This window comes from Streptomyces sp. 3211.6 (assembly GCF_003634815.1).
GTDB classification, from domain to species: Bacteria; Actinomycetota; Actinomycetes; order Streptomycetales; family Streptomycetaceae; genus Streptomyces; species Streptomyces katrae_A.
Genome location: NZ_RBXC01000002.1, coordinates 116600 through 132158 on the forward strand (window position 1 = coordinate 116600; position 15559 = coordinate 132158).

General features: G+C 77.4%; 2 protein-coding genes. Both read right to left on the bottom strand.

The window, feature by feature from the left end; all coding sequences use genetic code 11:
• Positions 1 to 25 precede the first annotated feature (25 nt).
• A complete protein-coding gene (locus tag BX286_RS37955; protein ID WP_315974789.1) occupies positions 26 to 13636 on the bottom strand; it encodes a type I polyketide synthase in 13611 nt (4536 codons plus the stop codon).
• Positions 13637 to 13752: 116 nt separating this feature from the next.
• Complete coding sequence (locus BX286_RS34585; protein ID WP_121017839.1) at positions 13753 to 15492, bottom strand: acyl-CoA dehydrogenase; 1740 nt, start codon at positions 15490 to 15492, stop codon at positions 13753 to 13755.
• Positions 15493 to 15559: the final 67 nt, after the last annotated feature.

The following is a 15559-nucleotide window of genomic DNA, read 5'->3' on the forward strand; positions in this document are numbered from 1 at the left end:
CTGTAGTAGCCGTCGTCCGGGCCGGCTACACGTCGCTGTCGATCAGGGCGAACAGCTCGTCGTCGCTGGCGGATTCGATGCTCACCGGGGTGTCTGGATTCTCACTTGAATCGGCCGAGAGGATCGAGAAGGAAGCCGTCGAGACCGCCGTGGGATCCGCTCCGGATCCGGCGTACTTCGCCGCCAGCTCCCGAAGCCGGGCCACGATGCGCGACCGGTCCCCGTCCGTACCGGAAACGGAGGACAGCAGGTCGTCGGCCAGGCCGAGGCCGGCCAGCACCCGGTCGGCGGACGGCCGCCTGCTGCGGGCCAGCTCCTGGCCCAGGTGCGCGGCGAGCGCCAGCGGCGTCGGGTGGTCGAAGGCGAGGGTCGCCGACAGCCGCAGCCCCGTGGCTCGATTCATTCGGTTGCGGAGCTCCACCGCGCTCAGCGAGTCGAACCCGAGGGCCTTGAAGGCCTGTTCCGGTTCGATCTGCGCCGCCGAGGCGTGCCCGAGCACCGCGGCGACCTGCCCGACGACCAGCTCCACCAGCCGCTCCGTCCGCTCGGCCTCCGGGAGGCCCGCCAGCCGGTCGGCCAGCGCGGGACCGGCCGCCTCCGGCGCGGCCCCGCCGGACCCGGCCGCGCCGAGCCCCGCCCCGTCGGCCGCCGCCCGGCGGGCCGGGACGCGCACCAGGCCGCGCAGCAGCGCCGGCAGGGTGCCGGCCGCCGCCCGCTCCCGCAGGGCCGCGGTCTCGAGTCGCAGCGCCAGCACCAGGGACTCCCCGGTGCCGTGGGCGGCGTCGAAGAAGGCCAGGCCCTGCGCGGAGGACATCTCGGCGATGCCCGCCCGGCCGAGCCGGCGCACGGCCGTCTCGTCCAGGTGCCCGGTCATCGCGCTGCGCTCCGCCCAGAATCCCCAGGCCACGGACGTGCCCGGCAGGCCGGACGCCCGCCGGTGCGCGGCGAGCGCGTCGAGGAAGACGTTCGCCGCCGCGTAGTGCGCCTGCCCGGAGGTGCCGAAGGTGCCGGCGGCCCCGGAGAACAGGACGAACTCCGCCAGGTCCAGGTCGCGGGTGAGCTCGTGCAGGTGCAGTGCCGCGTCCACCTTCGGGCGCAGCACGGCGTCCGCCCGCTCCCCGGTGAGGGAGGTCAGCACCCCGTCGTCGAGGACCCCGGCGGCATGGATCACCGCCGTCAGCGGCTGCGCCGCCGGTACGGAGGCCAGCACGGAGGCCAGCGCGGCCCGGTCGGCGGTGTCGCAGGCGACGACGGTGGCCGTGGCCCCCGACCCGGCGAGCTCGTCGACCAGTTCGCGGGCGCCGGGCGCGTCCGGGCCCGACCGGGTGGTCAGCAGCAGGTGCCGCACCCCGTACGAGGCCACCAGGTGGCGGGCGACGAGCCGGCCGAGGGTGCCGGTGCCGCCGGTGATCAGGACGGTGCCCTCGGGGCCGTAGCCGGCGCTCTCGCGTCCGCCGGCCGGGCCGTCGAGGCGGGCCAGACGGGCGGCGCGCACCGCGTCCCCGCGCACCGCGAGCTGCGGCTCGTCCCCGCCGGCCGCCGCCGACAGGGCGGCGGACAGGGCGCCGGGGGAGGCCCCGGCGGTGTCCACGAGGACGATCCGGCCCGGGTTCTCGGTCTGCGCGGAGCGCAGCAGCCCCCACACCGGGGCGTGCACGAGGTCCCGTACGGGCTCGTCCGCGCCGGCCGCCACGGCTCCTTCGGTGACGACCACCAGCCGGGCCCCGGCCAGCCGTTCGTCCGCCAGCCAGTCCTGGAGCAGGCCGAGGGCCGTGCGGACCGCCGCCCGTACGGCGTCCGCCGTGACCGGGCCGGCCAGGGGAGGCAGCGGCAGCAGCACCGCGTCCGGTACGGGCGCGCCCGCGCCGAGCGCGTCCCGCAGGGCGGGCAGGCCGGAGTACCGGGCGGGCCGGGCGGCGCCGGCGGCGGCGACCGCCTGCGCCAGGGCCCCGGCGGTGTCCTCGTCCCCGAGCAGCGCCCAGGCCGTGCCGGGTTCCGCCTGCGCGGGACCGGACGGGCTCCAGTCCAGCCGGTACAGCGGGTCGGCGGTGCGGTCGTCGCGCAGCTGGGCGTCCGTCACCTCGCGCAGGACCAGGCTGTCCACGGAGACGACGAGCCGCCCGTCCCGGTCGGTGAGGGTCACCTTGACCCCGTCCTGCCCGGCCGGGGTCAGCCGGGCCCGGACGGCGCCCGCCCCGGTACGGGCCAGCCGTACGCCCGTCCAGGCGAAGGGCAGCCGGCGGCGGCCCCCGCCCTGGAGGAACGTGCCGTGCAGGGCCGCGTCGAACAGCGCCGGGTGCAGGCCGAACGCGCCCGCACCGCCGGGCAGTTCCGCCGGCAGCTCCACCTCGGCGAAGACCTCCTCGCCGCTGCGCCAGGCGGCGCGCAGCCCGCGGAAGGCGGGGCCGTACTGGTAGCCGGCCCCGTCGAAGGCCCCGTACAGGGCGTCGAGGTCCACCGGCTCGGCGCCGTCCGGCAACCAGCCGGTGTCGGGGGCTTCGCCGCCGTCCGCCTCCGGGGTCAGGACGCCGGTGGCGTGCCGCAGCCACGGCCCGTCGGCGTCCGCGCCGAGGCGCGAGTACACCGCGAGGGTGCGCCGGCCGTCCCCGTCCGGGGCGCCGACCGCCAGGTGCAGCTCCACGGAGCCCTGCTCGGGCAGCAGCAGCGGGTTCTCCAGGGTGAGTTCCTCCACGGCCGGGCAGCCCGCCCGCTCGCCGGCGTGCAGCGCCAGCTCCACGAAGGCCGTCCCCGGCAGCAGCAGCGTCCCCGAGACCCCGTGGTCGGCGAGCCAGCCGTGGGTACGCGTGGACAGCCGGCCGGTCAGGGCCAGTCCGCCCGAGTCCGGCAGGGCACCGAGCGCGCCCAGCAGCGGGTGCCCGGCCGGGGCCAGGCCCAGCGCGGCGGCCGCCTCGGCGGGGGAGCCGCCGCGGGAGGTGTCGAGCCACAGCCGCTGCCGCTGGAACGGGTACGTCGGCAGCCCGGCGTGCGCCGCCCCGCCGGGGCCGGCCGGGAACAGGCTCGCCCGGTCCACGGTGCCGCCCTGCACGTGGAGTTCGGCCAGGGAGGCCAGCAGCCGGGCCCGGCCGCCCTCGCCCCGGCGCAACGAGCCCACCGCGACGACGGGGGCGCCCGCGTCGGCGGCGGTGTCCTGCACCCCGGAGACCAGCACCGGGTGCGGGCTGACCTCGACGAAGAACCGGTGGCCGTGCTCCAGCAGCAGCCGGGTGGCCCGTTCGAACTGCACGGTGCCGCGCAGGTTCTCGTACCAGTAGTCGCCGGTCAGCCGGGTGGTGTCGACCGGTTCGCCGGTGACCGTCGAGTAGAACGGGATGTCGGCCGCCTTCGCGGTGACCGGGGCGAGCAGCGCGGCGAGTTCCGCGCGGATCTCCTCCACGTAGGGGGAGTGGGAGGCGTAGTCGACGGGGATGCGGCGGGCCCGCACGCCGTCGCGTTCGCACGCCGTCAGCAGCTCCTCCAGGGCCGTGGTCTCACCCGCGACGACCGTGGACGCCGGGCCGTTGACCGTGGCCACCGCCAGGACGTCGGCGCGGTCCGCGATCAGCGCGGCCACCTCGGCGGCCGGCCGGGACACCGACACCATCCCCCCGCGCCCGGCGATCGCCCCCAGGGCCCGGCTGCGCAGGGCCACCACCCGGGCGGCGTCCTCCAGGGAGAGCGCGCCCGCCACGCAGGCGGCGGCGATCTCGCCCTGGGAGTGGCCGACCACCGCGTCCGGGTGGACGCCGTGGGAGCGCCACAGCGCGGCCAGGGAGACCATCACGGCGAACAGCACGGGCTGGACCACGTCCACCCGCTCCAGCGGCGGCGCCCCCTCGGCCCCGCGCAGCACCGCGGTCAGAGACCAGTCGGTGAAGGCGCCCAGGGCCTCCTCGCACTCCGCGATCCGGGCGGCGAACACCGGCGACTCCTCCAGCAGCCGCGCGGCCATGCCCGCCCACTGCGCGCCCTGCCCGGGGAAGACGAACACGGTGCCGCCGTCGGCGGCCTGACCCCGCAGCAGCCCCGGCGCGTCCTCCTCGCCCGCGGCCAGGGCCGCCAGCGCGCCCCGGATCCCCTCCGGGTCCGCGGCCGTGACCGCCGCCCGGTGCTCGAACGCGGTGCGCGCCGTGGCCAGCGCGTGCGCCACCTGGGCCGCCGGCTGCCCCGGGTGCGCGTCGAGGTGCGCCGACAGCCGGGCCGCCTGCTCGCGCAGGGCCGCCTCGGAGCGCCCGTACAGCAGCCACGGCACCCCCTCGCCGCCCGCGGCGGGCCGGGACCCGCCGGCGGGGACGTACTGCTCCAGGACGGCGTGCGCGTTGGTGCCGCTGATGCCGAAGGCCGACACCCCGGCCCGGCGCGGGCCCGGACCCTCCGGCCAGGCGATGGTCCGCGCCAGCGGCCGGACCGCGCCCGAGGACCAGTCCACGTGGGAGGAAGGCGCGTCGTGGTGCAGGATCGCGGGCAGCAGCCCGTGTTCCATCGCCAGCACCGTCTTGATCACCCCGGCCACGCCGGCCGCGGCCTGCGGGTGCGCGATGTTCGACTTCAGCGAGCCCACCCACAGCGGGCGGTCAGCGTCACGGCCCTGCCCGTACGTGGCCAGCAGCGCCTGCGCCTCGATCGGGTCGCCCAGCCGCGTGCCCGTGCCGTGCGCCTCGACCATGTCCACGTCCGAGGCGTCCAGGCCCGCGTTGGCGAGGGCCTGCCGGATCACCCGCTGCTGCGCGGGACCGCTGGGCGCCGCCAGCCCGTTGCTCGCGCCGTCCTGGTTCACCGCCGAACCCCGGATCACGGCCAGCACCTTGTGCCCGTTGGCCTCCGCGTCGGAAAGCCGCTCCAGCACCACCATGCCGGCGCCCTCGCCCCAGCCGATGCCGTCGGCCGCGTCCGAGAACGGCTTGCAGCGGCTGTCGGGCGCCAGCCCGCGCTGCCGGCTGAACTCGATGAACATGCCCGGCGCCGCCATGATCGTGACCCCGCCCGCCAGCGCCAGCCGGCACTCGCCGTCCCGCAGGGCCTGCGCCGCCATGTGCACGGTCACCAGGGAGGACGAGCAGGCCGTGTCCACCGTGTACGAGGGGCCCTCCAGGCCCAGCACGTAGCTGATCCGGCCCGACACCACACTGGAGTGCTTGCCCGTCACCAGGTAGCCCTCGAAGCCCTCCGGCGCCTCGTGCAGCCGGGAGCCGTAGTCCTGGTAGCACATGCCGGCGAACACGCCCGTGGGGCTGCCGTGCAGGGTCGACGGGTCGATGCCCGCCCGCTCCAGCGCCTCGTACGACACCTGGAGCAGCACCCGCTGCTGCGGGTCCATGGCCTGTGCCTCGCGCGGGGAGATCCCGAAGAACGCCGGGTCGAAGTCGGCGGCGTCGTACAGGAACCCGCCCTCGCGGGAGTAGCTCTTGCCCGCCGCCTCCGGGTCCGGGTCGTACAGGTCCTCCAGGTCCCAGCCGCGGTCCTCGGGCAGGACGGACACCGCGTCCCGCTCGCCCGCCAGCAGCTCCCAGAACTCCTCCGGGGTGCTCACCCCGCCCGGGAAGCGGCAGCCGATGCCGACGATCGCGATCGGGTCGTCGTCGTGCCGCGAAGCCGCCGCGACCCCGGGGGCCGCCTCCCCGGCGGGCCGCTCCTGCGCGTCGTCCACCAGCAGGGTGCGCAGGAACGCGGCGAGGGCGTTCGGCGTCGGGTTGTCGAACAGCAACGTGGTCGGCAGCCGCAGACCGGTGGCGGCGGCGAGGCGGTTGCGCATCTGGACGACCGTCAGGGAGTCGAAGCCCGCCTCCTTGAACGCCCGCCCGGGTGCGACCGCCTCCGCCGAGGCGTGCCCGAGGACGACGGCGGCCTGCGCGCGCACCAGGTCCAGCACGGCCCGGTGCTGCTCGGCGGCCGTCAGCCCGGCCAGGCTCGACGCCAGTTCCGGCCGGTCGTCCGCCGCCGCGCTCCGGGCGCCGGCCAGCGCCGTACGGGCCTCCGCGATCTCGGCGAGCAGCGGGCTCGGCCGGGTCGCCGCGTAGCGGGGGGTGAAGACCTCCCAGTCGATGTCGGCGATCACGGGCGCGGCCTGCGCCCCGGCGACCGCCGGGGCCAGCGCGCGCACCGCCTGCTCGGCGGGCATGCCCGGGAACCCGGCGCGCCGGGTGTGCTCCCCGGCCGCGCCGGCCATCCCGCCGCCGTCCCACACGCCCCAGGCCACCGAGGTGGCGGGCAGGCCCTGGGCGCGGCGCAGCCCGGCGAGGGCGTCGAGGGAGGCGTTGGCGGCCGCGTAGGCGGCCTGGCCGCCGTTGCCGACGACGCCCATGACGGAGGAGAACAGGACGAACGCGTCCAGCTCCAGGTCCTTGGTCAGCTCGTGCAGGTGCAGCGCGGCCGTCACCTTCGGCCGCAGTACGCCGGCCAGCCCGGCCGGGGTCAGCGACTCGATCACCGCGTCGCCGAGGGCGCCCGCGGTGTGCAGGACGGCGGTCAGCGGCTCGTCGGCCGGGACCGTCGCCAGCACGGCCTCCAGGGCCGCCCGGTCGGCGGCGTCGCAGGCGTGGACGGTGGCGGGGACGCCGAGTCCGGCGAGTTCGGCGAGAAGTTCGGCGGCGCCGGGGGCGCCGGGCCCGCGGCGGCTGGTCAGCAGGAGCCGGCCGGCGCCGTTCGCGGCGAGCCAGCGGGCGAAGCGGGCGCCCAGGGCGCCGGTGCCGCCGGTGACCAGGACCGTGCCGCGCGGCTTCCAGGAGCCGCCGTCGCCGCCCGCCGTACGCACCAGGCGGCGGCCGAGGACCCCCGAGGCCCGCACCGCGACCTGGTCCTCACCCTCCCCGGCGGCCAGTACACCGCTCAGCCGGCGCAGCGCCGGCCCGTCGAGCTCCTCCGGCAGGTCGACCAACCCGCCCCAGCGGTCCGGGTGTTCCAGCCCGACGACCGCACCGAACCCCCACAGCTGCGCCTGCTCCGCGTCCGGCGCCGGATCCCCGGCGGCGGTGGCCACCGCCGAGCGGGTCGCCACCCACAGCGGAGCATCCACCCCGGCCCGCCCGAGCGCCCGCACCAGCGCCAGGGTGCCCGCCAGCGCGGCCGGCACCTCCGGGTGCTCCGGGTGGCTCCCGGACGCCAGCCCCAGCAGGGACAGCACCCCCTCCGGCCGCCCCGGCTCCCCGAGCGCCCCGGCCAGCTCCTCCGGGTCCGCGTCCGGGCCGACGGGCAGCAGGGACACCTCGGCGCCCCGGCCCAGCAGTTCCTCCCGCACCCGGGTGACGTCCGCCTCCGCGGCGCCCCCGTCCGGCACCGCCAGCAGCCAGGTCCCCCGCAGCGCCGGCCGGGCCGTGTCCCGCACCGGACGCCAGGCCACCCCGTAGCGGCGGCCGTCCGCCGCGGACCGCTCGCGCCCCGCCTCCCGCCACGCCGACAGCAGCGGCAGCAGCTCCTCCACCCGGGCCGCGTCGGCGCCCAGCGCCTCGCCCAGGGCCGAGCCGTCGCCGCGCTCCACCGCGGCCCACAGCTCCGCCTCGCGCGGGTCGGCGGACCCGGTGCCCCGGGCGGCGGGCGCCGCCTCGGGCCAGAACCGCTCGCGCTGGAAGGCGTACGTGGGCAGCTCCACCCGGCGCGCCCCGCCGAACAGCGGGCTCCAGTCCACCGCGACCCCGCCGGTCTGCGCCTCGGCGAGCGAGAGCAGGAACCGGCCGGTGCCGCCCTCGCCCCGGCGCAGCGTCCCCAGCACCAGGGCGTCCGGCCCGTCGCCGCCCGCGCCCGCGGACTCGACGGTCTCCTGGATCCCGGTGGTGATCACCGGATGCGGGCTGACCTCGACGAACACGTCGTGGCCGGTGCCCAGCAGCAGCCGGGTGGCCTCCTCGAAGCGCACGGTGCCGCGCAGGTTCTCGTACCAGTACTCGCCCGTGAGGCGGGTGGTGTCGATGGGCTCTCCGGTGACGGTGGAGCAGAAGGGGATCTCCGAGGCCCGAGGGGTCACGGGGGCCAGCAGCCGGGCCAGTTCCTCCCGGATCTCCTCCACGTGGTGGGAGTGCGAGGCGTAGTCGACGGGGACCCGGCGCGCCCGGATCCCGTCCCGCTCCGCCCGCTCCATCAGCTCGTCCAGGGCCGCCGAGTCACCCGAGACCACCGTCGACAGGGGCCCGTTGACGGCGGCCACGCCGATCCGCCCGTCCCACCGCGCGACCAGCGACCGGGCCCCGTCGACGGGCAGCGGCAGGAATACCATCCCGCCGCGCCCGGCGAGGGCGCCGAGCGCCCGGCTGCGCAGGGCCACGACCAGGGCGGCGTCCTCCAGGGAGAGCGCGCCCGCCACGCAGGCGGCGGCGATCTCGCCCTGGGAGTGGCCGACCACCGCGTCCGGGTGCACCCCGTGCGCCCGCCACAGGGCCGCGAGGGAGACCATCACGGCGAACAGCACGGGCTGGACCACGTCCACCCGCTCCAGCCAGGCCCCCTCGGTGTCCCGCAGGACCTCCGTCAGGGACCAGTCGGTGTGCGGGGCGAGCGCCTTCCCGCACTCGGCGATCCGGGCGGCGAACACCGGCGACTCGTCCATCAGCCGCGCGGCCATGCCCAGCCACTGCGAGCCCTGCCCCGGGAACACGAACACCGTCCGCCGCCCGGCCGTGGCACGACCGGTCACCACCCGCGCGTCGGCCTCGCCCCGGGCCAGCGCGTCCAGGGCCTCCAGCAGCTCCGCCCGGTCCGCGCCGACCACCACGGCCCGGTGCTCCAGCGCGGCGCGCGAGAACACCAGCGAGGCCCCGACCTCGGCGAGACCCAGCCCGGGAGCGGCCTCCACATGGGCGTGCAGCCGGGCCGCCTGCGCCCGCAGCGCCTCACCGCCGTGCGCCGACACCGGCCACGCCACGGCCGGGGGCGCGGGGACGCCGGCGACGGGAGCCCCGGGGGCCCCGGGCGTCTCGGGCGTCTCGGGGGCTTCGGGGGCCTGCTCCAGGATCAGGTGCGCGTTGGTCCCGCTGATGCCGAACGAGGACACCGCCGCGCGGCGCGCGGCACCGGTCCCGGGCCAGGCGACGGCCTCGGTCAGCAGCTCCACGCCGCCCGCCGACCAGTCCACGTGCGGGGTCGGCTCGTCCACGTGCAGGGTCTTGGGGAGCACCCCGTGCCGCAGCGCCTCCACCATCTTGATCACACCGGCCACGCCGGCCGCCGCCTGCGCGTGCCCGATGTTCGACTTGAGGGAGCCCAGCCACAGCGGCTCACCGCCCTCGCGGCCCTGCCCGTACGTGGCGAGCAGCGCCTGCGCCTCGATCGGGTCCCCCAGCTTCGTCCCCGTGCCGTGCGCCTCGACGGCGTCGACCTCGGCGGCGCTCAGGCCCGCGTCGGCCAGGGCCCGGCGGATGACGCGCTGCTGGGAGGGGCCGTTGGGGGCGGTGAGGCCGTTGCTGGCGCCGTCCTGGTTCACGGCCGAGCCGCGGACCACGGCCAGCACCGGGTGTCCGTTCGCCACCGCGTCCGACAGCCGCTCCAGCACCACCAGGCCGACGCCCTCGGCCCAGCCGGTGCCGTCGGCGGCCGCCGCGAACGCCTTGCAGCGGCCGTCCGCCGACAGCCCGCGCTGCCGGCTGAACTCCACGAACATGCCCGGCGTGGACAGCACCGTCGCCCCGCCCGCCAGGGCCATCGACACCTCGCCGCGCCGCACCGCCTGCGCCGCCAGGTGCAGCGCGACCAGCGAGGAGGAGCAGGCGGTGTCGACGGTGAGGGCCGCGCCCTCGAAGCCGTACGTGTAGGAGATGCGGCCCGAGGCCACGCTCGGGGTGCCGCCGGTCAGGGCGTAGCCCTCGGAGCCGTCCGACACCTCGTGCAGCCGGGACCCGTACTCCTGCGCCGTCGCCCCCACGTAGACGCCGGTGTTGCTGCCGCGCAGGGTGGACACGTCGATCCCGGCCCGCTCCAGGGCCTCCCAGGAGACCTCCAGCAGCAGCCGCTGCTGGGGCTCCATCGCGGCGGCCTCGCGGGGGGAGATGCCGAAGGCGGCGGCGTCGAAGCGGGTGGCGTCGTAGAGGAAGCCGCCCGAACGGGTGTACGTGGTGCCGGGGTTCGCCGGGTCCTCGTCGTAAAGGCCCTCCAGGTCCCAGCCGCGGTCGGCGGGGAAGCCGGAGATGGCGTCCGTGCCCTCGGAGACCAGGTTCCACAGGTCCTCGGGGGAGTTGACGCCGCCGGGCAGGCGGCAGGCCATCCCGACGATCACGACCGGGTCGTCGTCCTCCGGGCCGGCGGCGGTCCCGGGCGCCGGGGCCGGGGCGGTCTCCGCGGCGGGGGCGAACAGCTCGTCCGCGAGGTGGTGGCCGACGGCGGCCGAGGTCGGGTGGTCGAAGAGGAGCGTCGCGGGCAGGGGCAGCCCGGTCGCCGACGCGAGGGAGCCGCGCAGCTCGACGGCGGTCAGGGAGTCCAGCCCCAGGGACTTGAAGCTGTGCGCGGGGTCGATCCGGTGCGGGCCCGCGTACTCCAGCAGCGCGGCCGCGTGCGCACGGACCAGGTCGGTGAGCTCGCGCACCCGGTCGGCGTGGGCAAGGGGAGCCAGCCGCTCGCGCAGCGGATGCCCGGGCGCCGCCGCCGTCCCTGCGGCGGCCTCGTCGGCATCGGGTGCCGCGGCCCGGCGGGCGCCCTCCGCAGCCGCACCGGCGCCCTCCGCAGCCGCACCGGCGCCCTCCGCCGCCGTCGGGGCCGGGGTCCGGCCCGGACCCGAAGCCGGCGTCCGGGCCTGGTCCTGGGCCGGCTTCCCCGTGTGGCCTTGGGCTTGGGCGGCGGCCTCCCGGCCCTCACCGGCGACCGGGGTCCGGGCCGGTGCCTGGGCCGCAGCCGCAGCCGCAGCCGCAGCCGAGGTCGGTGCCGGTGCCGGTGCCTGGGCCGCAGCCTGGGCCTGGGCCTGGGCCTGGGCCTGGGCCGCAGCCGGAGCCTGGGCCGCAGCCGGGGCCGGAGCCGGGGCCGGAGCCGGGCCCGGGGCGGGTCCGTTCGGGGTGGCGTTGAGCCAGTGGCGTTCGCGCTGGAAGGCGTACGTCGGCAGGTCGCGGGCGGCCGGGCCGGCGGGGACGCCGAGCGGGAGTGCGGCGAGGGCGCCGTGGGCGTACAGGCCCGCGGTCGCCGTGAGCAGCGCCCGCGCCTCGTCGCCCTGGCGCCGCAGGGCGGGCACCAGGACGGCGGCGGCCTCGTCGGCGAGGCAGGCGCGGGCCATGGCGGTCAGTACGCCGTCGGGCCCCAACTCCAGGAAGGCGGTGGCGCCTTCGGACTCCAGCGTCCGGACGGCGTCGTGGAAGCGGACGGCTTCGCGGACGTGGCTGACCCAGTAGTCCGGGTGCGCGACCTCGTCCGTGACGAGGCCGCCGGTCAGGGCGGAGACGAAGGGGATGGCGGGCCGGCGGAAGTCCAGGCCCGCGACGGCGGCGCGGAACTCGTCCAGCATCGGGTCCATCAGCGGGGAGTGGAAGGCGTGACTGACCCGCAGCGCCTTGGACTTCACGTCCAGCTCGGCCAGCCGCCCGATCACCCCGGAGACCGCCTCCCGGGCCCCCGAGACGACGACGGCCTCCGGCCCGTTGACGGCGGCGATCGCCGTCCCCGGCACCAGCAGCGGCGTCACCCGCTCCTCGGCCGCCTGGACGGAGACCATGACCCCGCCCTCGGGCAGGGCCTCCATCAGCCGGCCCCGCGCGCCGACCAGTACGGCCGCGTCCTTCAGCGACAGCACCCCGGCGACGTGCGCGGCGGCGATCTCGCCCACCGAGTGCCCGCCGACGAACTCCGGGACCACACCCCAGGACTCCACCAGCCGGTACAGGGCCACCTCGACGGCGAACAGCGCCGGCTGCGCGGTCCCGGTCCGGTTCAGGGCCTCGGCGTCCTCCCCGAAGACCACCTCCCTCAGCCCGCCGCCCAGCTCCGCGCACACCGCGTCGAAGGCCTGCGCGAAGACGGGGAACGCCTCGTACAGCCCCCGGCCCATGCCGAGCCGCTGGCTGCCCTGCCCGGCGAACAGCACGGCCAGGCCCCCCGCCCCCCGCCCCGCGCGGCCCCGCACCAGGCCCGCCGCCCGCTGGTCCCGGGCCAGCGCGTCCAGCCCCCGGGCCAGCTCCTCGCGGTCGGCGGCGACGACCACCGCCCGGTGTTCGAAGGCCGTACGGGTGCCGGCCAGGGCCCGGCTCAGCCCGGCCGGCCCGGCGGCGGCCGCCGCGTCCCCGTCCAGCCAGTCGCGCAGCCGCAGCGCCTGCGCGCGCAGCGCCTCCGGCGTGGTGCCGGAGACCGTGTACGGGAGCGGGTGCGCGGCCGGTGCCTCCGGCGCGGCCGCCGGGACCTCGCGCGGGGCCTCCTCCAGCACCACGTGGCAGTTCGTCCCGCCCATCCCGAACGAGCTGACGCCGGCCACGAGCGGCCGGTCCGGCTCCGCCCACGGCCGCAGCCCGGTCACCACCTCCAGCCGCAGCTCCTCCAGCGGGATGTCCGGGTTCGGCGTCTCGAAGTGCAGGCTCGGCGGCAGCGTGCGCCGGCCCAGGCTCAGCAGGGTCTTGAGCAGGCCCGCGATACCGGCGGCGCCCTCCAGGTGCCCGATGTTCGTCTTCACCGAGCCGACGAGCAGCGGCCGCCCGGCCGGCCGGCCGGCCCCGAGGACCGCGCCCAGCGCGGCCGCCTCCACCGGGTCCCCGACCGCCGTCCCCGTGCCGTGCAGCTCCACGTACTGGACCGCGAGCGGGTCGACGCCGGCCCGCTCGTAGGCGCGGCGGAGCACGTCCTCCTGGCCCTCGCGGCTGGGCGCGGTCAGGCCCTCGCCCCCGCCGTCGTTGTTGACGGCGCTGCCCGCGATGACGCCGAGCACCCGATCGCCGTCGGCCAGCGCCCGCGCGAGGGGCTTGAGGACGACGACGCCGCCGCCCTCGCCGCGGACGAACCCGTTGGCGCGGGCGTCGAAGGTGAAGCAGCGGCCGTCGGGGGACAGTCCGCCGAACTTGGCCGCCGTGACGGTGCTCTCCGGGGCGAGCGCCAGGTTGACCCCGCCGACGAGGGCCACGCTCGACTCGCCGGTGCGCAGGCTCTCGCAGGCCAGGTGCACGGCGACGAGCGAGGAGGACTGGCCGGTGTCCACGGTCAGGCTAGGGCCGCGCAGCCCCAGCAGGTACGACAGCCGGTTGGCGAGGACGCTGCGGTGCAGGCCGGTGATGGTGTGCCGGCCGATCGACTCCGGGCCGAGCCGGTGGGAGAGGGTGGCGTAGTCGTCCCACATGGCGCCGACGAACACCCCGGCGTGCTCCCCGCGCAGCGCCGACGGAACGATCCCGGCGTGCTCCAGGGCCTCCCAGGCCAGCTCCAGGACGAGGCGCTGCTGCGGGTCCATGGCGGCGGCCTCGCGCGGGGAGATCCCGAAGAACGCCGGGTCGAAGGCGTCCACGCGGTCGAGGTGGCCGCCCCAGCGGCTGTTGGTGCGGCCGGGCGCGGCGGGGTCCGGGTCGTAGAAGACGGCGGGGTCCAGGCGGTCCGCGGGGACGGGGGTGACGGCGTCGGTCCCGTCCCCGAGCAGCCGCCACAGGGCCTCGGGGTCCGGGGCCTGTGGCAGACGGCAGGAGAGGCCGATGACCGCGATCCGGCTGTCGGCGGGTACCGCACCGCCGTTCGGGAGGGAACCGGGCGTGTGCTCAGCCATCTCAGCCATCGTCTTCTTTTCACCCATCCGTAGTGCGCGAGGTCGTGCGGGGGAGATGCTGCGCACCGCGGGTGGAGGCGGACTCAAGAGCGGCTGAATCAGGCCGCGCCCCGCGCTCAGGCGGTGCCGGTCAGCTCGCCCACGTAGTCCTCGCCCGCGATCGGCGCCCCGACCAGCGCGTAGGGGACGCCGAGGGCGTCCGCGAGCTCTTCGGCGTGCGGTTCCAGCCGTGCGCAGAGCCGGTCGAGGAGGGCGGGGACGCCCCGTACCTCGTCCGCGTCCAGCAGCCCCTCGGCCAGGTACCAGCCGTCGTGTTCGGCGAGCTGTTCCAGCGCGTGCAGCGCCAGCAGGTCCCGCAGGACCGCGGCCGCCTCCGGCCCGCTGACGGGATCGGATTCGGCCACCTCCCGCACCGCCTCGCGCACGGTGCCCAGCACCAGCCGGGCCGCGTGCGTCTCGGCCAGCCGCTCGGCCAGGTCGTACAGGCCGTTCCAGGCGTCGAAGGGGGCCAGCCCGCCCTCGGTGGCCTTGCGCAGCCCGTCGGCCAGCTCCTGGTGGAGGGTCCGTTCACGGACGGCGGCCAGCGTCTCCCACGTGGCGGGGTCCAGCAGGTCGCGGGAGCCCGCGGCGGGCGCCTCGTCGGCGGGCGGGGTGTAGGCGGTGCCGGCCAGCAGCGCCTGCGCCCCGTCCAGGAGCAGCATCTGGTTGTCGGCGGCGGCCGCGTTGAGCGAGTGCGCCAGCCCCTGGTAGTCGAGGAACCGGTTCGCGGAGAGGAAGCCGAGGGCGCCGCTCGCCGTACGGGCACGGGCGCTGACCCGCTCGGCGATCCGGTCGGTGACCACCTTCATCAGGAAGGTGGTGCGCACCGACCGCGGGGTCAGCGCCGGGGCCTCGGCCGTGGCGGTCGCGGCGGCGACCAGCTGGGCGACGTACGCCCCGGACAGCGCGCCGAACAGGGCCCGCTGCTGGTTGCGGTAGCGGATCACCGGCTGGTCGGCGGCGAACCGGCCGCCGGTGCGCCGCCGGTGGGCGTGGCGCACGGCGACGGCCGCGCTCGCTCCGGCCGTCGCCGCGAGGGCCACGACGGCGGCCTCCCACGCGAACCGGATCAGGCTCAGGGTGCGGCGGGCCCGGATCGCCGGGCTGCCGAAGGGGTCGGTGAAGCCGCCGTCGGCGGTGAGCACGGCGTTGTCACGCAGCCAGAACCGGTAGGGGACGCGCACCCCGTCGAAGGAGACGGCCGCGGCGTCCAGCGGCATCACCGGCGTCGGCGCCAGCGGCCGGACCTCCACGCCGGGCAGGGGCCCGTCCGCGTCGCGCAGCGGCACCAGGAAGCAGAACTCCCCGCACTCGGCGCCGTCCACGACCAGCTGGGCCAGGACCACCGCGAGCCGGGGCACGCCCTCGGCGGCCACGGCGGGCGGGAACTTCACCGCGGCCGGCTCCGGGGTGCGCAGCACGAACTCCTCGCGGGCGGCGTCGTACTCGGCGACGGTGCGCACGGAGGCGTTGCTGTTGCCGTGGCCCAGCTCCGTCATCAGCAGGGCCCCGACCCGCTCGGTCGCCGCGAGCTCCGTCAGCACGTCCGCCAGGTCGTCCCGGCCCGCCCCGAACTCGAGGACCGCTCCGGTGGTCATGCAGTGGTGCAGGAACATCGCGTAGAAGAGGGCCGGATCCGCCACGGCCGACCAGGCGAGGAGCGGGAAGAGCCGCTCGCGGTCCTGGACCAGGGGGACGCCGGAACCGCCCTCGCGCACACGGTCGTTGACCTGCCGCAGCCGCTCGTACGTCAGCGCGAACCGCTCGTCCCAGCCTCCGGAATCCGGCCGGGGACGGAAGACATCGGCCGAAAACACCTCCTCCAGGAACGCCTGCCGCTCCCGCGGGAACGCACCTCCCCGGAGAACGTCCGACCACGCCTGA

Coding starts and splice junctions, on each gene's coding strand:
- BX286_RS37955 (WP_315974789.1), bottom strand. CDS start 13,636: ATGGCTGAGCACACGCCCGGTTCCCTCCCGAACGGCGGTGCGGTACCC.